This window comes from Enterococcus sp. AZ015, from assembly GCF_050499225.1.
Lineage (GTDB): Bacteria > Bacillota > Bacilli > Lactobacillales > Enterococcaceae > Enterococcus_D > Enterococcus_D entomosocium.
In genome coordinates this window covers 3,479,212-3,500,431 of the sequence record NZ_JBMHEX010000001.1, presented here as the reverse complement: position 1 = coordinate 3,500,431, position 21,220 = coordinate 3,479,212, and the positions used below count along the sequence as shown (strand labels likewise).

The window sequence follows — 21,220 nt, the reverse complement described above, 5'->3', positions numbered from 1 at the left end:
GAGAAAATGACGCTTATTTTAGATTTAATCAACGGCATCCACAAATTTTTGGGCTATCTTGACATCAGTCCCAAATACTTGAATCGCGCCTATACCATCCTCAGTATCATTCCAACGGCGTATATTTTGCGGATCATCTATGGAATGTTTGCGAACCAAAACTATTTTCAAGCGATCCTTTATACGATCGGCTTTTTGGTCTTAGTCTATTTTTGGGTACTGAATATCTTCTATTATTTCTTGAATAAAAACATGAAGTTCGATGTCACTCAGACCTTTGTCAAAGTCTTACCGGACGAAGTCTTCAATATTGAAGGGGAAACTATCAGCACCACCGACATTGATCGTTTGACGACTGAAAAAGCGGTGATCGATTTTGAAGAAGACTATCAGCTGGTATTGGCGAATCATTTGCAGACCTTGATCGCTCAAGAAGAATTGGCGATCAAACCGTCATCCAACGGCTTTACGATTCCGAAAAATACCTTGTACCCTTACTATTTTGTCAAACAGCAAGGGAAAAACGAGTACGTATTGCAGATCGGGACCAGCTACACGGAGATGACGAAAGTTGGCACGATTCAATGGACTGGCAAGCAACCTTTAGAGCCAGTGGGCTTATTTATCACTGGCGGTGATTTTGTCAAAAACGATGTCAAATACCACGAACCATACAGTTTAAAATTGTATGTCAAAAAAGAGGTCTCCGAAGAAGAACCGCAGACCTCAAGACAGGCGTATCGACGACAAGCACGCAAATAAGAAAAGGCAGTTCCCCCAGAGCGTTCTCTGAAGGGACTGCCTTTTTGGTATCTCGGTTATTCGATCGGAATATTTTTTGCAGGTGCGTCTTTGTAGCTAGCTTTCGGTAAAGTCAGGGTCAAAACGCCGTCTTCAAACACTGCTTTGATGGACTCGTCATCAATGTCTGTGATGGTGAAGGTCCGTTGATAGGCACTGCTGGAGCGTTCTTTGCGCAAATAATGTCCGAAATCATCCTCGGTTTCAGTGGTCTCGGTTTGAGCCGCTGAAATCGTCAGCGTGTTGTTGACGTAACTGACGCGGATGTTTTCTTTCTTGATGCCGGGTAAATCTGCTTGAACGAGATACTTGTCTTCGTATTCTTTAATGTCCGTGTTCATTTGTCGTTCTTGCCAAAAACTGTTCATTAATTTGCCTAATAGTTCTTCGCCGCCTGCTAAATCTCTTGGAATCAAATTTGCCATGTGGTTCCCCCGCTTTCTTTTATCCATTGAGTTGGTACCTCTATTTTACGAGGAACCAAGCCAAAGGGCAACCAAAATGGCAACAATCATAAAAACAAGAGAAATCACTCAACTATCTTATAAGAATCTGCTATGATAGAACTAAATAACTATCAGATGATTGGATGAATGAAGATGGAGATTATTGAAAAAGCGCCAGCTAAGATCAACCTCGGTCTCGATGTGTTAGAGAAAAGAACAGACGGCTACCATGAGTTGGAAATGGTGATGTCTAGTGTTGATCTAGCCGACCGTCTGATAATGGAAGAGATAGCAGAAGATAAGATCATTGTAGAAACCAACAAAGCTTTTTTACCGATCGATAAACGCAATAATGTCTATCAGGCCGCCAGTATTTTAAAAAAACGCTATGGTATCAAAAAAGGCATCCGCATTCGCATCACCAAGAATATCCCGGTGGCAGCTGGGTTAGGTGGTGGCAGTACGGATTGTGCGGCAGCGCTGCGGGGGATGGTTCGCCTTTGGGACTTGGACCTCTCCATGGCAGAGCTGATCGATATTGGTATGGAAGTTGGCACTGATGTTCCCTATTGTCTGTATGGGACCACTGCTCATATTGCAGGAAAAGGGGAGCTGGTGACGCCGCTGCGGCCGATGCCGCAATGTTGGGTCATCTTAGTCAAACCTCGTCTGAGTGTTTCAACGGGGAAAATCTTTCAAGAAGTTGAGCTGGACCAACTGCACCATCCAGATATCGCAGCATTGTCTGCCGCCGTCTTAGCCGAAGATTACCCAGCAATGATCGCTGCCATGGGCAATAGCCTAGAAGCCATCACGATCCCGAAGTATCCGATCGTCCAACAGATCAAAGATCGCATGATGAAATACGGCGCCGATGTTGCCTTGATGACCGGCAGCGGACCGACTGTCTTTGCTCTTTGTCAAAAATATTCGCGGGCACAACGGGTCTATAATGCCTTAAAAGGATTCTGCGATGAGGTTTATCTTGTACGTACATTGAAATGAATGAGTCAAGGACACAGGCAGGAAGTGCCTGTGTTTTTTCGTTCCTTCGATAAAAATCAGTCATATAGCGAAGAAAAAGGCAGCTGAGGTAGGGAGGAAGCATCTAGAAGCTGCCCTACACAAAAGACCCCGACGAAAAAAAGACGTCGGGGTCTGATTCTTTACCTAAAGCAAAGGCTATTCTTTTTGGTGCTGCTTCTTTGCGGATTTTTTCTTTTTGTCTTCTTCGTACAATGGTTTGTCGATCGTTTTGCGGATTTCTTCGGTTTGCTGCGATGCAGGATCTTCCGGTAAATCGATTCGATTCAGCAGTTCGCTGTTGTTTACAGTTGGCGGCACAGTTACAAATTCGTTCATCTTCGTTTCCTCCAAGTGCTTTTAGATGATTATCCTACTTACTCTCTAATTTTTCAAGTTATCACAAAGGAATCGCATGGCCAACGGTGTAAAATAAGACGATGTTCCCGAGAGAAGAATCCGCTTCAAATGAACGTTTTCTCCTATGTTTTCCGATTTATCTCGAAATAAAAGTTTTAAATCGTAAAACGTACGATTTGTCTTGACGAACCGGAAATCATTTGATAGAGTAACTTTTGCTAACAAAACGGAGTTGTTCCGTTTTAAAATAAAAAGATGAGCCAGCAAATGGAAGGGGAAATCCCGATGAAAAAAATCTTACTTACTACAGCACTCCTTTTAGGGGGCGTGCTTCTTGGCGCTTGTGGGCAGCAAGAAGCGACAAGTCAATCGAGTGACGCAGAAAAGCTGTCGATCGTCACGACCTTTTACCCAATGTACGAATTTACGAAAGAAGTCGCAGGTGAGGCAGCGGATGTCTCCTTGCTGATCCCTGCAGGAACAGAACCTCATGACTATGAGCCAAGTGCCAAAGATATGACCAAAATTATGGATGCAGATGCCTTTGTCTACAATAGTCCTGAGCTAGAAACTTGGGTTGCTAGTTTGACGGATTCCGTCGATCCTGAGCAAACAGCAGTGATTGAAGCCGCCAAAAACATTCAGTTGGTGGAAGGCACAGAGGAAGAGCATGGTCACGAGGACGAAGACAGCCATGAAGGCCATGATCATACGTATGACCCTCATGTTTGGACCGACCCAGTCTTAGCGATCCAAGAAGTAGAAACGATCCGCGATGACCTGATTGCGAAGTTTCCTGAGCAAAAGGCAACCTTCACGGAAAATGCGGCTGCCTATATCGAAAAACTTTCTGCGCTAGATGAAGCCTATCAAGCGGCGTTAAAGGATGCGACTCAACGGACCTTCGTCACACAACATGCAGCTTTCGGTTATTTGGCACGGCAGTATGATTTAGTCGAAGAATCGATTTCGGGCATTTCACCCGATCAAGAACCAACGCCAAGTCGGTTGGCTGAGCTGAAAGAATATGTGGAAGAAAAACAAGTCAAAGTTATCTATTTTGAAGAAAATGCCTCATCGAAGGTGGCTGAGACCTTAGCCTCTGAAACGGGCGTGGAGTTAGCGGTCTTGAATCCATTAGAAAGCTTGACGCAAGAGCAGATGGATAACGGCGAAACATACCTGTCTGTAATGGAAGACAATTTGGCAGCATTACAAAAAAGTATTCACTAAGGAGGCGCCTGCGTGCGTTATATCGATGTAAAAGATTTGACCTTTTATTATGATGATGAGCCCGTCTTGGAAGACATTTCTTACTTTGTTGAAGACGGCGAATTCGTGATTTTGACCGGCGAAAATGGGGCGGCAAAATCTACTTTGATCAAAGCAACCCTTGGTTTGTTGAAACCTTCTAAAGGAGCAGTCACCTTGGCGACCAAGAATGCAGCTGGTGAAAAATTAAGCATCGGCTACATTCCTCAGCAGATTGCTTCCTTTAACGTCGGGTTCCCCAGCACCGTTTTGGAATTGGTCCAATCAGGCCGCTACCCAAGAGATCGTTGGTTCAAGCGACTGACGAAACGAGACCATGAACATGTCCGCCGTGCATTAGATGCCGTCGGGATGTGGGACGTGCGTCATAAACGGATCGGTGAGTTGTCCGGTGGCCAAAAACAGCGGATCAGCTTGGCACGGGTCTTTGCCACGGATCCTGATTTATTTATTTTAGATGAACCGACTACGGGGATGGATGAACAATCCCGCAATCTGTTTTATGAACTGCTGCGGCACAATGCTCATGACCACGGCAAGTCGATTTTGATGATCACTCATGATCACGAAGATATCAAAGAATATGCGGACCGTCAGATCCGTTTAGTGCGGAAGGAGGATTCACCATGGCGCTGCTTTCATATGAATTCATGAGAAGAGCTTTTCTTGCGGCGATTTTTATTGCTGGTATCGCACCAATGCTAGGGGTCTTTCTGGTGATTCGACGACAGTCATTGATGGCTGATACGCTGTCCCATGTCTCTTTAGCAGGGGTGGCACTAGGCTTCTTTCTAAATCTAAATCCGAGTTTGACGACGCTATTGATCGTAGTCATTGCCGCAATCATTTTGGAATACTTGCGAACACTGTACCGCAGTTATTCAGAGATTTCGATCGCCATTTTGATGTCCGGCGGTTTAGCGTTAGCCCTCGTCTTGATGAACCTTAGCGGTGGAAACTCCGCAACGAGTATCCAATCGTATTTGTTTGGGTCGATCGTTACGATCACACAAGAGCAAGTTTGGATCTTAGGCTTTTTGTTTTTAGTCGTTTTTGCTTTATTTTTCTTATTCAAACGGCCCATGTACATTTTGACCTTTGATGAAGATACCGCTCATGTCGATGGCTTGCCTGTGCGAGTGATGTCGATGCTCTTTAATGTCTTGACGGGGGTGGCAATCGCCATGATGATCCCGATTGCGGGTGCATTGCTGATCTCTGCGATCATGGTTTTACCAGCTGCCATCAGTATGCGTTTAGGCAAAAGCTTCAACGCGGTGATTTTGATCAGTGTCGTGATCGGCATGATTGGGATGATGTCTGGTTTGACCAGTTCCTTTTATTTGGACACACCACCGGGAGCGACGATTACGCTGGTTTTTATCGCTCTTTTCTTAGTAATCAATTTGATCAAACGCATCGTGATCCTCGTGCAACGAAAACAACGCCTCAAATAAAGGGCTTTATGAAAAAGAAACGAAGAATTTTCGTTTCTTTTTTTTAAACTCTAATCAAAACCGAACGATATAAGCAATATTTCAGATAATGCTCGCATTTATCCCGAAAAAGCCTTATAATAAGGCGAATAAACTAAAGGAGTTGTCCGGTGTGAAAATACGTCGAAGTGAACGACTGATCGATATGACACATTACTTGTTGAATCATCCCCATGAATTGATTTCATTGTCCTTCTTTTCTAAACGATATGCCTCTGCAAAATCATCGATTAGCGAAGATTTATCTATTATCAAAAAGACCTTTAAAGAACGAGGAACAGGCATTCTTGATACCGTGCCAGGCGCTGCTGGCGGTGTTTTTTTTGTGCCTGAAATTTCTGAAGAAGAAGCGTATGCGTACGTTGAAGGGCTGGCAAAACGCTTGTCTGAGCAAGACCGTTTGTTGCCTGGCGGCTATGTCTATCTATCTGACTTATTGGGCGAACCGGAATTGCTGCGCCAAGTCGGCCGCATCATCGCTTCCAAATATTTAGGCGAACAAATCGATGCGGTGATGACCGTTGCTACTAAAGGAGTTCCGATCGCTCAAGCAGTCTCTTACTACTTGAATGTTCCCTTCGTGATCGTGCGTCGTGATTCCAAGATCACTGAAGGCTCGACCGTGAGTGTCAATTATGTCTCTGGTTCTTCAGAGCGGATCGAAAAAATGGAATTATCCAAACGCAGCTTAAAGCGCGGCTCTAGAGTATTGGTGGTCGATGACTTTATGAAAGGCGGCGGCACGGTCAATGGAATGAAGAGCTTGATTGAAGAATTTGAGGCCGAATTAGTCGGTATTACGGTTTTTGCCGAAACGAAATTCAAAGGCAAGCGGGCCATCAGCGATTACAGCTCTCTGCTGTATGTTGAAGATGTCGATACCCAGACCAAAACGATCTCGGTAGTACCGGGAAATTATTTTGAGAAAAAAGCCTGATTTTTGTGGCTCTTAGACTGGCGCAAGCAGCTGTTTTTCGAACGGCGGCTGCCAGTCTTTTTTTGATTGGTCTAGGTGGGGATTCCTTAAATCGTTGAAATTTACAAGTACTTGGGCTAAACTGTTTATAGGAAATTCAATGAACAAAAATCGTTCAGATTGATAGGAGTGGAATACGTGGACGCACGTTTTGCAATAATTTTAGCGGCTGGAAAAGGCACGCGCATGAAATCGAAGTTATATAAAGTGTTACATCCGGTTTGCGGTAAGCCAATGGTGGAGCACATCATGAACCGAGTGGTGGAAACAAGTCCTGAAGAGATCGTGACGATCGTTGGTCACGGGGCGGAAATGGTCAAGGAGCAACTGGGGGATCGCACCAATTACGCCTTACAAGCCGAACAATTAGGTACCGGTCACGCTGTCGTTCAAGCCGAATCATTTTTAAAGGGCAAAAAAGGCACGACCTTAGTAATTAGTGGGGATACGCCGTTATTGACAACGGAAACCTTGAATAACTTGTTCGATTACCATCAAGGGAAAAATGCATCGGCAACGATCTTGACGGCACAAGCGGCAGACCCAACGGGCTATGGCCGGATCGTACGGGATCATGTCGGCATCGTGGAAAAAATCGTCGAGCAAAAAGATGCGTCGACCGAAGAAGCACTGATCCAAGAAATCAATACAGGCACGTATTGCTTTGACAATGAATTGTTATTTGACGCCTTGGCAAAATTAGATACGGACAATGCCCAAGGGGAGTACTACTTGACTGATATTATCGAGATCTTAAAGGAAGACGGCAAAATCATCGCTGCTTATCAAACCGAAGATTTCCATGAATCTTTAGGAGTCAACGACCGCATCGCCTTAGCCGAAGCCAATCGCTTGATGCGCCAGCGGATCAACCGTCAACACATGCAAAACGGCGTGACCTTGATCGACCCGGCGACGACTTATATCGACGAAGGCGTTGTGATTGGTTCAGATACCTTGATCGAAGCCGGTGTGATCATCAAAGGGCAGACGACGATCGGAGAAGACTGTGTCATTACGGCAGCTTCTGAAATTGAAGACAGCAAGATCGGCAACCAAGTGACGATCAAGGCATCGACGATCGAGGAGAGCATCATCCATGATGGCGCCGATGTCGGTCCCAATGCCCACCTTCGCCCCAATGCGGAAATTTTGGCCCATGCCCATATCGGTAACTTTGTGGAAATCAAAAATGCGACAATTGGTGAAGGTACCAAAGTCGGACACTTGTCCTATGTCGGTGATGCGACCTTAGGCAAAAACATCAACGTCGGTTGCGGCGTAGTCTTTGTTAATTATGACGGCAAGAGCAAATTCAAAACGACTGTCGGGGACAATTGCTTTATCGGTTCCGGGTCCAATCTGGTTGCGCCCTTGACCATCGAAGAGGAAACGATGATCGCTGCTGGCTCAACGATCACCAAAGATGTTCCTAAACACAGTATGGCGATTGCCCGCGCCCGTCAGGAAAATAAAGCGGATTACGCGAAAAAGTTACCTTATCTAAATTAGAAATAGCGAAATGACTTGATTTCTTAAGGAAAAATGACTACTATTTATTAGGAAGAAGATTCTAGTAAAAAGGAGTCATTTTTTTCTAGATGAACGCAAAGAAAGTGGAGGTTCTCATGTCAAATCATTATTTTGATCCAAGATTGAAGATTTTTTCTCTGAACTCAAATCGTCCTTTGGCGGAAAAAATCGCAGCTGCAGTAGGTGTTGAATTAGGTAAGTGTTCAGTCAAACAATTTAGCGATGGTGAAATCCAAGTGAATATTGAAGAAAGTATTCGTGGTGCCCACGTCTACGTGATTCAATCAACCAGCAGCCCTGTAAACGATAACCTAATGGAATTGCTGATCATGATCGATGCTTTGAAGCGCGCCAGTGCGAAGACGATCAATGTAGTAATGCCTTATTATGGTTATGCAAGACAAGACCGCAAAGCGCGATCAAGAGAACCAATCACCGCAAAACTTGTAGCAAACATGATCGAAAAAGCCGGTGCGAACCGTATGGTTACACTGGATTTGCATGCTTCACAGATTCAAGGGTTCTTTGATATCCCAGTTGACCACTTGATGGGTGCACCATTGATCGCCAACTACTTCTTGGAAAGAGGCATTCAAGGCGATGACGTCGTCGTCGTTTCACCAGACCACGGTGGCGTGACTCGTGCCCGCAAATTAGCTGAGTTTCTTAAGTCACCAATCGCGATCATCGACAAACGTCGTCCGAAAGCCAACGTAGCGGAAGTCATGAATATCATTGGTCATGTTGAAGGCAAAACTTGTGTCTTGATCGACGATATGATCGATACTGCTGGTACCATCACATTGGCTGCAAATGCGTTGAAACAAGCAGGTGCCAAAAGTGTTTACGCCTCATGTACTCACCCTGTCTTGTCAGGACCTGCCTTGGAACGGATCGAAGATTCGGCCATTGAGCATCTAGTTGTGACAGATTCGATTTACTTGCCAGAAGACCGTAAGTCGAAAAAAATCGATGAGATCAGTGTTGGTGCCTTGATGGGCGAAGCGATCAAACGAATCCATGAGAACAAACCAGTAAGTCCACTGTTTGAATCAAAATTATCAATTTAATCGTGCCTCATAAGCATGAGAACAACAGCCAATGGTCGGTCTTTAACCGCTCATTGGTTGTTTTTTTCTGAGGAGTTTCAGAATGTTTTTAGAAAAAACGATCGCAGTCATGTTTCTTTTCATCAATTTATGGTATTCTTGAAAGTGACTTGCGAAACGCAAGCACAAAATAAAATAGAATCTAATCACAAAGGGGAGTCTGCAAAGGCTGAGAATGAGAGTACTCTAAACCCTTCGTACCTGTTTCGATCATGCGAACGTAGGAATTGTGACGAGTTGAAGTGTCTAACACTTCTCCTTTGTGAATTGTGATGATTCTAAAGGAGGAGTTTTTTTTGAAACGAAAAATGTCGCTGCAAGTGTGGACGGAAGGAACGATGATTGCTGCGATCGGGGTCGTCTTGTCGTATATCCCGATCCAGACAGCCAATTCCAGTATCGACTTGTCTCTAGGGCTCGTGCCCTTGGTCTTGTATTCGTATCGTCGCGGGGTGCTGCCGGGAATGACGGCGGGATTTATGTGGGGCTTGCTGAATATTTTGATTGGTAGCGCCATGCGTAACTTTATCACCGTTCCACAGATCATCTTTGAATATCCCTTTGCCTTTGCTTTTGGCGGGATGGGCGGCTTGTTTGCTAATAAAATCCAGCAAGCGATCCGTCAAAACAGCAAAACCGTTACGTGGTATGTCGTCTTAGGGGGCATCGTGGCGGTGATTAGCCGTTGGTTTTGGCATTATTGGGCAGGGGTTTTTGTCTGGGGAATGTACGCACCAGAAGGACAAAGCCCGTATCTGTATTCCTTGATCTTCAATGGAACATCGGTCATCATCAATATCGTTTATGTAGGGGTCGTCCTAGGTCTCTTAGTCAAGGCAGCCCCGAAATTATTTGTGCCGAAAGCTTAGTTTTAGAAATGAAATCATAAAAAATGTCTTGATGCTCTTTGAAAAAGAGAAGCATCAAGACATTTTTTTGTCGAAAAAGCCAAAAGCCAAATCTTCTTGATCAATTTCCAACGACCAGTTTTTTTTGCTGGCTGAGTAGCGCAAAACTGCAATTTGATCTAACTCTTTTTGATTGACCAATGTGCTTTTCAAGCCAGCATCTTCTGACAGATAGATCGGGATCGTATAAGTTTTATCGATCAGTTGTTCTTGTGTCAGACAGAAGACGATGCCTTCTTGCATGATTCCCCGCAACTCTTTCAGCAAATTAAAATCGAGTTTTTCCACCGGTGTTGCTTTTTTAAAAAAGGAGAGGCGATCATTGATTTTTTCTAAGACGATGCGGGTGATCCGATCCGCCAAGATCCGGTAATATTCATCTAAGTAACGATAATAAACGCGGGAACGTGCATCTTTTAAGTCAAAGAAAACAAAGTTATTTTGCAGTTTGTAAAAGAAAGGGGAGTGGAGGTGTGTCTTCATGTGGCCAAAATATAACAATTCGGAGATCTCTAAAGGCGTCAATTCTTTGACCATCTCGTAATCATTAAAATCGATCCACTTCATTTCTTCGGCAATGCGACCTTTGTTGATTTGCTGAAAAAACAGTTGGACATCTTCCATTCCGCGTATCACTTTTAAGCCCGTATGACCGTCGAATTCGCCGAAATCACTGGAAGGATCAAGCAAGAGCAAATTCTTGGGCTGATGGACGATGCTCTTGTTAAAATCTTGGGGGGCAAGCCCGCGGGTCAAGACGGCATTGCTGGTTGTATCAATATGTACGTAAATCGTGTTAGACATGCCGATCGATCCCTCCTATATACTAAGTTCATTCTACAACAAAGCGCTGAAAATTGCTTGTATCTTTTCGTTTAAAGTTATATTACAAAATAACAGAAAAAACAATTTTTAAGTTCCCTTTTTCGACAAAAAAAGGCAAATCTTGTCTTTTCGTAAAAAAACTGGCCAAAATTGGCGTCTTTATGAGGATTTTGGTATGATAAAAGAAGAAACTAATGGAGACGAGAACCTATGAGAAAAAAGAAAAGCAGACTTTCGAATTGGCTGAGCAATCTCTTTTTGCTTGTGCTGTTATTGATTGGTTTAGCATTGATTTTTAATAATCAAATCAAAAATTATTTTATTAAACAAACAGGTGAAGCATACGCAGTCGGCACCATTGATCGTAGTGAGGTCGAAAAAAATATGGAAGCGGAAGCGACCTTTGATTTTGATGCCGTGGAGCCGGCAAGTTCAGAAGCAGTCTTACGGGCGCAGCTGAGCAACAAAGCTTTGCCAGTGATCGGCGGCGTGGCGGTTCCCAGTGTTGGGATCAATCTGCCGATTTTTAAAGGCTTGGCCAACGAGGCCTTGCTGTATGGTGCTGGTACGTTAAGTCCCACCCAAAAAATGGGGGAAGGCAATTACGCGTTAGCTAGCCATCGCGCTCAATCGCCAGAGCTCCTGTTTACACCATTGGATGATGTCGCGATCGGGGCGGCTATCTATGTGACCGATCTGGAAAATATTTACACGTATACTGCGACTTCTTCTGTGCGGGTCGACCCGACCGATGTTTATTTGCTTGACGAAGTAGAAGGCCGCAAAATGATCACGCTGATCACCTGTGGGGAAATGGGCGGTGTCACCCGTCGTGTGATCCAAGGCGATCTGGAATCTGTAACGCCTGTCGACGAAGCAACGGATGAGATGTTGGCAGCATTCAACATGGCACAACGAACATTTTAATCAAAAGAATAGCTCGAGTGGTACGGCAGCTGGCGTGTCATTCGTCTATTCTTTTTTGCTTAAGGAGGCGTCTTGATGAAAGTGAAAAAACTGACTTCGATCGATTTTCTTGCACAAAGGGCAGGGTTTCAAGAAAGCCGACTCGTCTTTTCCTTTTTTGAGTCGCACTCAAAAGCGCGACGAGCATTTCTTGCCGACATGGCGCAGCAGGGCTGGCAGATCGACAGCCGTTATGGCCGCTTTTACCTTGCCGGGCAGTTTGATTTTGACCAAAAGACACTGACTATCACCAATCTGCTGGTGGAAGCGGCCGCCGAGTTTACTTGGAAACAACTGCTGGCCGTGACAGAAAGCTTCGCCCGCAGTCGCTTTGTAGCAGCCGTCTTGTGGCAGCTTCCTCATCGGACCCCCTTGGCGGAGTGGTTTATCCAGCAAGGGTATCAGGTGGTCCCTCAAGGGTATCAAAGAGCGCTAGCTTATCAGACGGCGCTGGTTTTAGGCGGTGGCGGTGCTCATGGGGCGTATCAAATCGGGGTTTGGCAAGCGCTGCAAGAACGGGGCATCACCTTTGAATGGATCACAGGAACTTCCGTCGGTGCCTTGAATGGTGCCTTGATTTTAATGAACGATGTTGAAGCGGCCGTCGATTTATGGGCAAATATCTCCAGCGAGCAAGTATTGCACTATCCGCTTGCTTCGGTACGAGCCCAAACGCTGCGGGATTTGATGAATCAAGCCAACTCGCTGGTCCGCGAAGCGGTCAAAAGCAACGGCGCCAGTACTGAACCCTTGGCAAAGCTTTTGCAAAAGACCTTTGATCAAGAAAAATTCAGCCAAACTGCTTGTCATTTGCTAATCTGTACGACTCGTCTGCCAGATTTCAAGGAGACGGTTTATGCCTTTGATCCATCAGCAGTAGAAGAAAACCTGCATTGGTTATTGGCATCCGCCTCATTTTATCCAGCGATGCAGGCGCAAAAAATTAATGACGCCTATTACATCGATGGCGGCTATCGCAACAACCTGCCCATCGATGTCGCTCTACAGCAGGGGGCAACGGAATGTATCACCGTGGATGTCCAAGGACCCGGCATCAATAAAAGGACGGTTTTGACGGAAGAAACTGCGCAACTTTCGTTAGGGTCTCCTTGGTCCTTAGGCAGCTTTTTGGTTTTTGATGCCCAGCGTTCGCTGGATAATATGACCTTGGGCTATTTGGAAACCTTGAAAGTGTTCGGCAAATACCAAGGCCATTGGTATACCTTTGAAAAGACGGTTGATTTTCAGCCGTTATGGCGGGGCTTTTTGAAAGAGCTACGCCAGACAGACCCGTTGCTTTATCAGGAACTAAAGAAAAAAGAATTTTGGAAAAAAATGCGTAAATTCTATCAACAGGATGTGCCATTTGAGCAGTGGGGGCGTATACTGATAGAGTGTACCGCGAAAGTATTGTATCTAGCGCCTACGGTGATTTATGAGCAGGAAACGATTCTAACGGTTTTAGCTGAAAAAATTGCGCTAAAGGCAGTGGAAGAAGCCGATGCCTGGTCGATCACCGAGTGGCTGAGCTATTATCGCGACCGTTTTTTTGTCTTGTCCGAGCAAAACCGCTTTTTCTTTTTTTATCGGACGCAGCAATTGAATCTGCCCGCCCTTCAGCAGATTCGTCGGCGTTACCCGCTGACTGCTTTAATGGCAGCGTATAGTCACTATCTTTTGAAAGGAGCAGAAAATGGATAAATTTTCGTATGAAATCGTTGAAGAGATCGCCGTGCTTTCGGAAAATCAAAGAGGCTGGCGCAAAGAATTGAATTTGGTGAGCTGGAATGGGCGTCCGCCAAAATTTGATCTGAGAGATTGGGGTCCAGAGCACGAGAAGATGGGCAAAGGCGTGACCTTATCCAATGAAGAATTTGCAGAACTTAAAAAAGCCCTGCTTTCCATGTAAGAAAGCAAAACGGTTAGGAGTGATCAAATGAAAAGTATGACTGGTTTTGGCAAAGGCAGTGCAGAAACGCCAGATGTGCAGATCGAAATTGAGATCAAAAGTGTCAATCAGCGCTTTTTGGACCTGCAGCTGCGAATGCCTAAACAATTGAATCCTCTAGAAGGTGCTTTACGGCAGTCGATCAAGCAGACCCTCCAGCGGGGGCGAATCGAATTGTATGTGACGTTAAAAGAAAAAACCGCAAATACGAAACAGATCGAGATCCAATGGGACCTGCTGGAACGTTTCATGCAGGAGATCGATACCGAAGCCAACGCCCGTTTTGACCTGACAGAGCTGCCAAAAGCAGCATTGCTGGAACAATTCCTGCTCCATGAGGCTTTTCTAACGATCTCTGATCAAGAGCCAGAAGAAAGCACCTTAGCCGATGGCGTGATGGAAGCATTAGACCAAGCGTTGGCAGCGATCGACCAAAGCCGCTGGGTGGAAGGGCAAGGCATTCTGCAGATCTTACAAGAAAATCAGCGACAGCTGCAGGAAAAACTAACAGAACTCAAACAATTCGTGACCCTCTATGAAGCGGACTACCAAGAACGCTTTGAAAAGAAACTGACTGCCTATCTAGGGGAAGAAGTCGAGCGCGATCGTTTACTGACAGAGTTGGCGATTTTATTGGAACGCGGCGATATCCACGAAGAACTGGATCGTTTAAGTATCCATTTAACGACGATGACGGAGCTGCTGGCAGCTGAGACGCCGATAGGTCGAGAGCTGGATTTCTTGATCCAAGAGATGAACCGAGAAGTCAATACGATTGGCTCAAAATCAAGTCCGATCCAAATCAAAAACAGTGTCGTCCAAATGAAGACGATCATTGAGAAAATCAGAGAACAAGTTCAAAACATCGAGTAGGAGGAATGAACCAATGAAATATTACGATATCACCTTTCACGAACTGAGCGGGAAAAATGTCATCAAGCGCAGTATTCCCTCTGATAAAGAGAATTTCTCTGCGTGGGAAGATGCCTGCGTAGCCATCGAGCCGGATTTTCTTCATCTACTAGTTGATGGCGTAGCTGTTTCTTTAAATCGTCGGTACATCGTGCGTATCGATTGCCAAGAAGTGACGGATCCGACCGAAAAAGCAATCACTGCCAAAGACGAATTAGCAGGGGTCATCAATACCTTAAGCAACATGGGCTTTTAAGAAAGCAGCCGAAGTGTAGACTAGCAATTTCATGAAATTCCCATTATAATAAAGTAGTTCTTGAAAGTTGCTGAAAAAAAGTGCAAAATAGACGTTAAGCAAATGTCAGTGAAAGGACGTCATTATGTCAGAGCGAGGATTACTTATAGTTTTATCAGGACCTTCCGGAGTAGGGAAAGGGACCGTGCGCAAAGCAATTTTTGAGAGTGACGACAACGATTTTCAATATTCCGTTTCAATGACCACTCGTCAAAAACGCGAGGGGGAAGTGGAAGGGGTCGATTACTATTTCCGCACGCGGGAAGAATTTGAAGCCTTGATCGAAGCCGGTGAAATGCTGGAATACGCCGAATATGTCGGCAATTATTATGGCACCCCATTATCTTATGTCCAACAAACACTGGATCAAGGAAAAGATGTATTTTTAGAGATCGAAGTGCAAGGGGCAAAACAAGTAAAAGACAAAGTTCCCGATGGTGTGTTTATTTTTCTGACGCCACCTGATCTGGCAGAATTACGCTCTCGTATTACAGGAAGAGGAACCGACTCTGCCGAAGTGATCGATGAACGGATGCGTGTCGCCCGTGAAGAAATCGAAATGATGGCTTTGTATGATTATGCCGTTGTCAATGATGAAGTACCTAAGGCAGTCCAACGAATTCGCGAAATTATTTCGAGTGAACATTTTCGCGTTGACCGAGTGATCGGAACCTATATCAAAATGTTAGAGGAGCTGTAAGAAATATGATGTTAAAACCTTCAATCGATTCTTTGTTGGATCGTGTCAACTCAAAATATTCATTAGTGATCTTAGCAAGCAAACGGGCGCATGAACTTGATGCCGGTGCGCAAGCAACATTAGAAAACTTTGATTCAGTGAAAAGCGTGGGTCAAGCACTTGAAGAAATCGAAGCGGAATTAGTCGTTAATGATCCTCATCCAGAGATCAAGCGGGCCCGCTTGAAAATGGAACAAGAAGAGCGCAAAGCGCAAAAAGACCAAGAACAAAAAGAATTAGAAGCGCGTATCCGCGACGAACAAAAGCTATAGACAAAAGCAAGCTAGAGCACGCCTGTGTTCTGGCTTTTTCTTTTGAATGGCGATGGTTAAATTTTTGTAAGGGGTACAGACAAACCCCAGCCCATTTAGTAAAATAGAACCTAAAAGGAGGAGAAGAGATGGCGTACATAGCAGAAGTGATCGTGGATGTTCCCACGATGCAGACCGATCAGCCTTTTACTTATCTGATCCCATCAGAATTACAAGCCGCCATTGAGACAGGAATGCGGGTCGAAGTGCCATTTGGCAAAGGTGACCGTCATATCCAAGGGTTCGTCGTCGGGCTTTCAGAAGTTGCCGAACCGCAACAGACCTTAAAACCAATCGTTCGTTTGTTGGATTTGTCGCCTGTCGTCAATGAAGAACTTCTCCAATTAGCCGACTACATGAAGGAAACGACCTTTGCCTTTAAGATTACTTGTTTGCAGACGATGCTGCCTAGTGTGATGAAAGCCGAGTACCAAAAGCAGATCGTTTTGCTGGAAGGAAATCATCCCATCAAAAAATATTTTCCCGAAGACGGCATCCTCAGCTGGCAAGACGCCGAAAGTGCAGGGCTGCTGCCGCAGTTGAAGCCTTTGCGGGAAGCCGCAGTAGTTGAACTGCAGTACCTCGTGAAAAATAAAAACAAAGCGAAAATGACCCGTTATATTGAACGCAAGATCGAGCCAGCAGAAATCCCCGCCGTCCAGCAACAGCTGCGCAAAGGGGCTAAACGCAAGCTGGAAATCTTACAGATTTTGACAGAGGAAGCCCGCTTGCCGGTTTCCTTTTTTACCGAACAAGGGATTTCCACCGCGGCTTTGAACCAAGCACAAGAAGCTGGCTGGCTGACTTTTACGGAAGTTGAAGCCTACCGTGATCCTTACAAAGACCGTCAATTTCAAAAAACGGTCCCCCTTGAATTAAATGAAGAACAGGCAGCTGCAGTAGCGCAAATCACTGCTTGTGCGGATAACCAAGAGGCGCAGACTTTTTTACTGGAAGGGATCACCGGCAGTGGAAAAACAGAAGTCTATCTGCAAGCGATCGCCCAATTGCTGAAACAAGGCAAAACCGCGATCATGCTCGTACCGGAGATCGCTTTGACCCCGCAAATGGTCGAACGCTTTAAAAGCCGTCTCGGCGACGCAGTGGCTGTTTTACACAGCGGCTTGTCCCAAGGTGAAAAATACGATGAATGGCGTAAGATCGAACGTGGGGAGGCGCAGGTGGTGGTTGGCGCCCGCTCGGCGATTTTTGCTCCGTTGAAAAACATCGGGGTCATTATCGTCGATGAGGAGCACGAAGCCTCCTATAAGCAAGATGAAGCCCCTCGTTACCATGCGAGAGATTTAGCGATTTGGCGCAGCCAGTACCATCACTGTCCAGTGGTGTTAGGCAGTGCGACGCCGTCATTGGAGTCTCGTGCCCGGGCGCAAAAAGAAGTCTACCGCCTATTGAAATTGAATCAACGGGCAAAAACCAGTGCGCAATTACCGCAGATCGAAGTCGTGGATATGCGTACCGAATTTGCCAACAAAAAGTATCAAACCTTTTCTCGTCCGTTACAGGAAAAAATCACAGACCGCTTGGCCCGCAAAGAACAGATCGTCTTGCTGCTGAATCGGCGCGGCTACTCTTCCTTCGTGATGTGCCGCGATTGTGGGTATGTTTTGCCTTGCCCAAATTGCGACATCTCCTTGACGCTCCATATGGATACCAAAACGATGCGCTGTCATTATTGCGGACATGAAGAACACATCCCCCATCGTTGCCCCAACTGTAATGCAGACAAGATTCGTTATTACGGAACGGGCACGCAAAAAGTGGAAGAAGAGTTGAAGGAACTGTTTCCCGAAGCGCGGGTTTTACGGATGGATGTCGATACCACCCGCAAAAAAGGCGCCCACGAAAAAATCTTGACCTTGTTTGGGGAGAAAAAAGCGGATATTTTGTTAGGGACTCAAATGATCGCCAAAGGCTTGGATTTTCCTGATATCACGCTGGTAGGGGTCTTGAATGCCGATACGGCCTTGAACTTGCCAGATTTTCGTTCGAGTGAACGGACGTTCCAGCTGCTGACTCAGGTCAGTGGTCGGGCAGGTCGGGCGGAAAAAAACGGCGAAGTGGTGATCCAAACATTCAACCCTGAGCACTATGCCATCCAGTTGGCGCAGTCGCAAGACTACGAAGATTTCTATCAAAAAGAGATGTGGATGCGGCACCAAAGCGGTTATCCACCGTATTATTTCACCGTCAAAATCACCTGCAGCCATCCCGAAGAGCAAGTCGCCGCTCAGAAGATGTTTGCGATCGCGCGGGATCTGCAGCAGGAGCTGTCACCGCGCAGTATTTTGTTGGGTCCGGCACCAAGTGCGATTTTGCGGGTAAAAAACCGCTATTACTACCAATTGATCATTAAATACAAAAATGAACCGCAGCTACCTGCTTTGTTGACCCGTCTGTTGGATCAAAGTCAAATCGATCAGCGCAAAGGATTGTACGTATCGATTGACCAAGAGCCGTTGAATTTTATTTAGAGGAGAAAATATGCGTTATCCTATTATTATCACCCCCGATGAACGTCTTCGTCGGCAAGCAAAACCCGTCAAAGTAATTACCGATGAACTCGTTCAGCTACTAGACGACCTTTATGAAACGATGGTCGCCCATGACGGGATCGGTATTGCCGCACCGCAAGTCGGCAAAAACCTGCAAGTGGCGATCGTGGAAGTCGAAGAAGACGATCGCTTTGAAATGATCAACCCTGAGATCATCGCTTCTTCTGGTGAATCCCTTGATGTGGAAGGCTGCTTGAGTATTCCCCACACCTTTGGGACCGTCAAACGAGCAGACGAGATCACTGTCCGCTATTTCGATCGAGAAGGAGAAGAAATGGAAGTGGAAGCATTCGGTTACTTGGCGCGTGCGATGCAGCATGAGATCGATCATTTAAATGGCGTGCTGTTTGTCGACAAGCTCGTCGAACGCATTCCTGAAGAAGACTTAGAAAAGTATATGGAGGAACATGAAAATGACTAAAATCGTCTTTATGGGTACCCCGGCGTTTTCCGTCCCAATTTTAGAAGGCTTGCTTGAAGCCGGCTATGAAGTGGCAGCAGTCGTGACACAGCCGGATCGTCCCGTCGGTCGCAAAAAAACCATCACTCCGACACCTGTCAAAGAAGCGGCGTTGAAGCATGGCTTGTTGGTTTTACAACCAGAAAAAATCAGTGGGTCACCAGAAATGGAGCAGATTCAAGCTTTGGCACCTGATCTGCTGATCACGGCAGCTTTCGGCCAATTTTTACCTAGTGCTTTACTAGAAGTACCGAAGTATGGCGCTATCAACGTTCATGCGTCCCTACTACCGAAATACCGGGGCGGAGCACCTGTGCATTATGCCATCATGGAAGGCGAGCAAGAAACGGGTGTAACCATCATGGAAATGATCAAAAAAATGGATGCTGGCGGTATTTTTGCTCAAGCTCATTTGCCCATCACGGCACAAGATGATGTGGGGACGATGTTTGATAAGTTGAGCCTGCTGGGCAAAGACTTGCTGCTGGAAACCCTGCCGAAAATCTTGTCAGGAGAGTTGCAGCCGGTTCCGCAAGAAGAAGCGAAAGTAACCTTCTCGCCGAATATCAGCCGTGAACAAGAAGCCATCGACTGGCAGAAAACGGCGGTGCAAATCGATGCCCAAGTCCGAGGCATGCGGCCATGGCCGATCGCCTTTACGACACAAAACGGCAACCGCTGGAAGCTTTGGCAAGTAACACCGCTGGAGCAAACGACGACAGCCCAGCCAGGAACGATCATTGAACGGACGAAAAAAACGTTGCTGATCGCTTGTGGTGAAGGCACGGTATTGGCTATTGATGAATTGCAGCCAGCTGGAAAAGGCCGACAAGACATTGCCGCATTCTTAAACGGCAGTGGACAACAGATTCAAAAAGGGGATCAGGTAGGTACCTATGAAGCGTAATCTTGGAGACATACAATATACAGTGCGTTTTGTGGCACTAGAAGCGTTGTTGCGAATCGAAAAAGGCGGTGCTTATTCCAATCTACTGCTGCGGGAATTGATGAATCAAGGGCGTTTAAATGACAAGGACGGTCGCTTACTGACTGAATTGGTGTACGGCACCATCAGTCGTCAGCTTTTATTGGATTATTATTTGGACCGGTTTATTAAAAATGCCCGCAAAGTCGACCCGTGGGTCAAAACGCTGCTGCGGCTTTCCTTGTATCAGATGCTGTATCTCGATAAAGTACCCGCCCATGCCATCATTCATGAAGCCGTGGATATTGCGAAAGCCAAAGGCAATCCGGGGACTGGTAAATTCGTCAATGGCGTGCTGCGCACGATCCAACGACAAGGAGTGCCAGACTTGGCATTGATTAAAGACCCAATGGAACGTTTAGCAACGGAAATCAGCCTGCCCTTATGGCTAACGAAGAAACTAGTCAAACAAATTGGGATCGAAGAAACCAGTGAGCTAGGCTATGCCCTATTTGAACCCAATCATGCCAGTGGTCGTATCGATCTGCAGCGCATCTCGCAAGCAGCAGCGATCGAACGGCTACAAGAAGAAGGCATTGACGCACGACCAAGTGAGCTTTCCCCTTATGGGGTTGTGGCTGATAAAGGCTTTATGGCGGGCTCTTCCCTCTACAAAGAAGGCTTACTGACGATCCAAGATGAAAGTTCGATGCTGGTTGCCCCCGTTTTACAAGTAGCCCGGAACCATCAAGTATTGGATGCGTGCGCCGCCCCAGGAGGCAAAACGACCCATATCGCTGCCTTCTTGTCTGCCGCAGAGGGCGGCAAAGTGACAGCACTGGATATCCATGCCCATAAAGTTAAGCTGATTCAGCAAAATGCCCAACGTTTAGGCGTAGAAGCAGTTGTGGAAACCCGCGTGATGGATGCCCGAGAGACGGCTCAAACCTTTGCCCCCGAACAATTTGATCGCATCTTAGTGGATGCCCCTTGTTCTGGATTAGGGTTGATGCGCCGTAAGCCGGACATCAAATACAGCAAGACGGAGGCCGATTTCCAACGCTTGCCGCAGATTCAGCGAGAGATTTTGGAAAGTGCCGCCCCAACCTTGAAAAAATCGGGTATAATGGTCTACAGCACATGTACGATTCTAGAGGAAGAAAATCAACAAGTCGTGGCAGCGTTTCTCGCTGACCATCCTGAATTTGAGCAAATGCCTCTTGCGGTAGGACCGCTGGCAGCCGAAGCGGTTCAAGAGGATATGTTGACGATCTATCCGCAAGATTTTATGACAGATGGCTTTTTTATCAGTTGTCTACGCAAAAAGTAACGAGGTGAAAGA

Annotated in this window: 23 protein-coding genes and 1 riboswitch; of the genes, 20 read left to right on the top strand and 3 right to left on the bottom strand. The window is 46.0% G+C overall.

Features of this window, described 5'->3' with window-relative positions:
• The first annotated feature begins 6 nt into the window (after positions 1-6).
• Complete coding sequence (locus IGK85_RS16340; RefSeq protein WP_005232961.1) at positions 7-762, top strand: DUF6681 family protein; 756 nt, start codon at positions 7-9, stop codon at positions 760-762.
• Positions 763-818: 56 nt separating this feature from the next.
• Here the strand turns inward: IGK85_RS16340 and IGK85_RS16335 are convergent, their stop codons facing one another.
• Positions 819-1,226 (bottom strand): Hsp20/alpha crystallin family protein, encoded by a 408-nt coding sequence (locus IGK85_RS16335; protein WP_034871953.1) that lies wholly within the window; start codon positions 1,224-1,226, stop codon positions 819-821.
• Positions 1,227-1,400: 174 nt separating this feature from the next.
• On the opposite strand from IGK85_RS16335, the gene ispE reads away from it, so the two are divergent.
• Positions 1,401-2,252: a 4-(cytidine 5'-diphospho)-2-C-methyl-D-erythritol kinase gene (gene ispE / locus IGK85_RS16330; protein ID WP_008381696.1), complete on the top strand. Its 852-nt coding sequence runs from the start codon at positions 1,401-1,403 to the stop codon at positions 2,250-2,252.
• A 177-nt stretch (positions 2,253-2,429) separates the two neighbouring features.
• Here ispE and IGK85_RS16325 read toward each other — a convergent pair whose 3' ends face one another.
• Positions 2,430-2,609 (bottom strand): hypothetical protein, encoded by a 180-nt coding sequence (locus IGK85_RS16325; RefSeq protein ID WP_005232965.1) that lies wholly within the window; start codon positions 2,607-2,609, stop codon positions 2,430-2,432.
• A gap of 306 nt (positions 2,610-2,915) precedes the next feature.
• Here IGK85_RS16325 and IGK85_RS16320 point away from each other — a divergent pair, with 306 nt between their 5' ends.
• The 7 genes from IGK85_RS16320 (at position 2,916) to thiT (ending at position 9,885) form a co-directional block, all read left to right on the top strand.
• Positions 2,916-3,863: a metal ABC transporter substrate-binding protein gene (locus IGK85_RS16320; RefSeq protein ID WP_034878800.1), complete on the top strand. Its 948-nt coding sequence runs from the start codon at positions 2,916-2,918 to the stop codon at positions 3,861-3,863.
• Between the two features lie 12 nt (positions 3,864-3,875).
• Entirely contained in the window at positions 3,876-4,556 is a 681-nt protein-coding gene (locus IGK85_RS16315) for a metal ABC transporter ATP-binding protein (RefSeq protein ID WP_005232967.1), read from the top strand.
• Complete coding sequence (locus IGK85_RS16310) at positions 4,529-5,359, top strand: metal ABC transporter permease (RefSeq protein ID WP_005230272.1); 831 nt, start codon at positions 4,529-4,531, stop codon at positions 5,357-5,359. The genes IGK85_RS16315 and IGK85_RS16310 overlap by 28 nt, the downstream gene beginning before the upstream one ends.
• Positions 5,360-5,510: 151 nt before the next feature.
• A complete protein-coding gene (purR, locus tag IGK85_RS16305) occupies positions 5,511-6,335 on the top strand; it encodes a pur operon repressor (RefSeq protein ID WP_008381701.1) in 825 nt (274 codons plus the stop codon).
• Between the two features lie 177 nt (positions 6,336-6,512).
• Positions 6,513-7,886 (top strand): bifunctional UDP-N-acetylglucosamine diphosphorylase/glucosamine-1-phosphate N-acetyltransferase GlmU, encoded by a 1,374-nt coding sequence (glmU, locus tag IGK85_RS16300; RefSeq protein WP_008381702.1) that lies wholly within the window; start codon positions 6,513-6,515, stop codon positions 7,884-7,886.
• A gap of 116 nt (positions 7,887-8,002) precedes the next feature.
• Positions 8,003-8,977: a ribose-phosphate diphosphokinase gene (locus IGK85_RS16295; RefSeq protein WP_008381705.1), complete on the top strand. Its 975-nt coding sequence runs from the start codon at positions 8,003-8,005 to the stop codon at positions 8,975-8,977.
• A gap of 181 nt (positions 8,978-9,158) precedes the next feature.
• Positions 9,159-9,260: riboswitch (TPP riboswitch) on the top strand.
• 52 nt (positions 9,261-9,312) lie between these two features.
• Positions 9,313-9,885 (top strand): energy-coupled thiamine transporter ThiT, encoded by a 573-nt coding sequence (thiT, locus tag IGK85_RS16290; RefSeq protein ID WP_008381706.1) that lies wholly within the window; start codon positions 9,313-9,315, stop codon positions 9,883-9,885.
• Positions 9,886-9,939: 54 nt separating this feature from the next.
• Here the strand turns inward: thiT and IGK85_RS16285 are convergent, their stop codons facing one another.
• Positions 9,940-10,728 carry a hypothetical protein gene (locus IGK85_RS16285; protein WP_005232973.1) on the bottom strand — a complete coding sequence of 263 codons (789 nt, stop codon included), beginning with the start codon at positions 10,726-10,728 and terminating at the stop codon, positions 9,940-9,942.
• Positions 10,729-10,959: 231 nt separating this feature from the next.
• On the opposite strand from IGK85_RS16285, the gene IGK85_RS16280 reads away from it, so the two are divergent.
• From IGK85_RS16280 to rsmB, 11 genes are all read left to right on the top strand, one after another.
• A complete protein-coding gene (locus IGK85_RS16280; protein ID WP_005232974.1) occupies positions 10,960-11,676 on the top strand; it encodes a class A sortase in 717 nt (238 codons plus the stop codon).
• Between the two features lie 75 nt (positions 11,677-11,751).
• Positions 11,752-13,416, top strand: a complete 1,665-nt coding sequence (locus tag IGK85_RS16275; RefSeq protein WP_008381707.1) for a patatin-like phospholipase family protein — start codon at positions 11,752-11,754, stop codon at positions 13,414-13,416.
• Positions 13,409-13,624, top strand: a complete 216-nt coding sequence (locus tag IGK85_RS16270; RefSeq protein WP_005230288.1) for a YdbC family protein — start codon at positions 13,409-13,411, stop codon at positions 13,622-13,624. Before IGK85_RS16275 ends, IGK85_RS16270 begins: the two co-directional genes overlap by 8 nt.
• A 27-nt stretch (positions 13,625-13,651) precedes the next feature.
• On the top strand, positions 13,652-14,536 hold the full coding sequence (locus tag IGK85_RS16265) for a YicC/YloC family endoribonuclease (RefSeq protein WP_008381708.1): 885 nt from the start codon (positions 13,652-13,654) through the stop codon (positions 14,534-14,536).
• Positions 14,537-14,549: 13 nt separating this feature from the next.
• The gene (locus tag IGK85_RS16260) at positions 14,550-14,831 is read left to right on the top strand and encodes a hypothetical protein (protein WP_005230307.1); all 282 of its coding nucleotides are present in this window, start codon (positions 14,550-14,552) and stop codon (positions 14,829-14,831) included.
• Between the two features lie 124 nt (positions 14,832-14,955).
• Positions 14,956-15,570 carry a guanylate kinase gene (gene gmk / locus IGK85_RS16255; protein ID WP_005230308.1) on the top strand — a complete coding sequence of 205 codons (615 nt, stop codon included), beginning with the start codon at positions 14,956-14,958 and terminating at the stop codon, positions 15,568-15,570.
• Between the two features lie 5 nt (positions 15,571-15,575).
• Entirely contained in the window at positions 15,576-15,881 is a 306-nt protein-coding gene (gene rpoZ, locus IGK85_RS16250; protein ID WP_005232977.1) for a DNA-directed RNA polymerase subunit omega, read from the top strand.
• 128 nt (positions 15,882-16,009) lie between these two features.
• On the top strand, positions 16,010-18,412 hold the full coding sequence (priA, locus tag IGK85_RS16245) for a primosomal protein N' (protein ID WP_008381710.1): 2,403 nt from the start codon (positions 16,010-16,012) through the stop codon (positions 18,410-18,412).
• Between the two features lie 10 nt (positions 18,413-18,422).
• Entirely contained in the window at positions 18,423-18,914 is a 492-nt protein-coding gene (gene def, locus IGK85_RS16240; protein WP_005230314.1) for a peptide deformylase, read from the top strand.
• Complete coding sequence (fmt, locus tag IGK85_RS16235) at positions 18,907-19,860, top strand: methionyl-tRNA formyltransferase (protein WP_008381712.1); 954 nt, start codon at positions 18,907-18,909, stop codon at positions 19,858-19,860. Before def ends, fmt begins: the two co-directional genes overlap by 8 nt.
• Entirely contained in the window at positions 19,850-21,208 is a 1,359-nt protein-coding gene (gene rsmB, locus IGK85_RS16230; protein ID WP_008381714.1) for a 16S rRNA (cytosine(967)-C(5))-methyltransferase RsmB, read from the top strand. Before fmt ends, rsmB begins: the two co-directional genes overlap by 11 nt.
• The last annotated feature ends 12 nt before the right edge of the window (positions 21,209-21,220 follow it).

What these genes read in the sequence shown, in the direction of transcription:
- IGK85_RS16320 (WP_034878800.1), top strand. Translation starts at nt 2,916, where the DNA reads ATGAAAAAAATCTTACTTACTACAGCACTCCTTTTAGGGGGCGTGCTT.
- rpoZ (WP_005232977.1), top strand. Translation starts at nt 15,576, where the DNA reads ATGATGTTAAAACCTTCAATCGATTCTTTGTTGGATCGTGTCAACTCA.
- IGK85_RS16325 (WP_005232965.1), bottom strand. Translation starts at nt 2,609, where the DNA reads ATGAACGAATTTGTAACTGTGCCGCCAACTGTAAACAACAGCGAACTG.
- priA (WP_008381710.1), top strand. Translation starts at nt 16,010, where the DNA reads ATGGCGTACATAGCAGAAGTGATCGTGGATGTTCCCACGATGCAGACC.
- IGK85_RS16340 (WP_005232961.1), top strand. Translation starts at nt 7, where the DNA reads ATGACGCTTATTTTAGATTTAATCAACGGCATCCACAAATTTTTGGGC.
- gmk (WP_005230308.1), top strand. Translation starts at nt 14,956, where the DNA reads ATGTCAGAGCGAGGATTACTTATAGTTTTATCAGGACCTTCCGGAGTA.
- IGK85_RS16295 (WP_008381705.1), top strand. Translation starts at nt 8,003, where the DNA reads ATGTCAAATCATTATTTTGATCCAAGATTGAAGATTTTTTCTCTGAAC.
- IGK85_RS16285 (WP_005232973.1), bottom strand. Translation starts at nt 10,728, where the DNA reads ATGTCTAACACGATTTACGTACATATTGATACAACCAGCAATGCCGTC.
- IGK85_RS16310 (WP_005230272.1), top strand. Translation starts at nt 4,529, where the DNA reads ATGGCGCTGCTTTCATATGAATTCATGAGAAGAGCTTTTCTTGCGGCG.
- IGK85_RS16260 (WP_005230307.1), top strand. Translation starts at nt 14,550, where the DNA reads ATGAAATATTACGATATCACCTTTCACGAACTGAGCGGGAAAAATGTC.
- IGK85_RS16270 (WP_005230288.1), top strand. Translation starts at nt 13,409, where the DNA reads ATGGATAAATTTTCGTATGAAATCGTTGAAGAGATCGCCGTGCTTTCG.
- IGK85_RS16275 (WP_008381707.1), top strand. Translation starts at nt 11,752, where the DNA reads ATGAAAGTGAAAAAACTGACTTCGATCGATTTTCTTGCACAAAGGGCA.
- ispE (WP_008381696.1), top strand. Translation starts at nt 1,401, where the DNA reads ATGGAGATTATTGAAAAAGCGCCAGCTAAGATCAACCTCGGTCTCGAT.
- rsmB (WP_008381714.1), top strand. Translation starts at nt 19,850, where the DNA reads ATGAAGCGTAATCTTGGAGACATACAATATACAGTGCGTTTTGTGGCA.
- IGK85_RS16280 (WP_005232974.1), top strand. Translation starts at nt 10,960, where the DNA reads ATGAGAAAAAAGAAAAGCAGACTTTCGAATTGGCTGAGCAATCTCTTT.
- def (WP_005230314.1), top strand. Translation starts at nt 18,423, where the DNA reads ATGCGTTATCCTATTATTATCACCCCCGATGAACGTCTTCGTCGGCAA.
- IGK85_RS16335 (WP_034871953.1), bottom strand. Translation starts at nt 1,226, where the DNA reads ATGGCAAATTTGATTCCAAGAGATTTAGCAGGCGGCGAAGAACTATTA.
- IGK85_RS16265 (WP_008381708.1), top strand. Translation starts at nt 13,652, where the DNA reads ATGAAAAGTATGACTGGTTTTGGCAAAGGCAGTGCAGAAACGCCAGAT.
- fmt (WP_008381712.1), top strand. Translation starts at nt 18,907, where the DNA reads ATGACTAAAATCGTCTTTATGGGTACCCCGGCGTTTTCCGTCCCAATT.